Source organism: Dyella flagellata (assembly GCF_030160275.1).
Classification (GTDB): domain Bacteria; phylum Pseudomonadota; class Gammaproteobacteria; order Xanthomonadales; family Rhodanobacteraceae; genus Dyella_B; species Dyella_B flagellata.
On sequence record NZ_BSOA01000025.1, the window covers coordinates 1 to 557 of the forward strand.

The following is a 557-nucleotide window of genomic DNA, read 5'->3' on the forward strand; positions in this document are numbered from 1 at the left end:
TATATCGCCGGCGACGGCCTGGCCCGCGGCTACCTCCGTCGTCCCGCGCTCAGCGCCGAACGTTTCGTCGCCAATCCGTTCGGCTTGCCTGGCCGCCGCATGTACCGCAGCGGCGACCTGGTGCGCTGGTTGCCGACGGGCCAGCTCGATTTCCTCGGCCGGGTCGATCACCAGATCAAGCTGCGCGGCTTCCGCGTCGAGCTGGGCGAGATCGAGAGCGCGCTGCTGCACCAAGCCGGCGTGGCCCAAGCGGCTGTGCTGTTGCGCGAGGACCAACCCGGCCACCCGCACCTGGTGGGTTATGTCGCACCGCTTGCCGGCCATGACCTGGAGGCGGCGATCCTGCGCCGCAGCCTGTCCGAGCACCTGCCCGACTACATGGTGCCGGCCGCCCTGGTGGTGCTCGCGGCCTTGCCACTGACCACCAACGGCAAGCTCGATCGCCAGGCGCTGCCCGCCCCGACGTTCACCGCCGCGCATCAACGCCTGCCACGCACGCCCCAAGAGGACATCCTCGCCGGCCTGTTTGCCGACGTGCTGGGCTTGCCCAGCGTCGG

General features: G+C 70.6%; 1 protein-coding gene. It reads left to right on the top strand.

What is annotated here, in order from left to right; genetic code table 11:
* Positions 1 to 557: AMP-binding enzyme (locus QQJ96_RS12615; RefSeq protein ID WP_284332357.1), on the top strand; the 557-nt coding region annotated here is incomplete at both ends.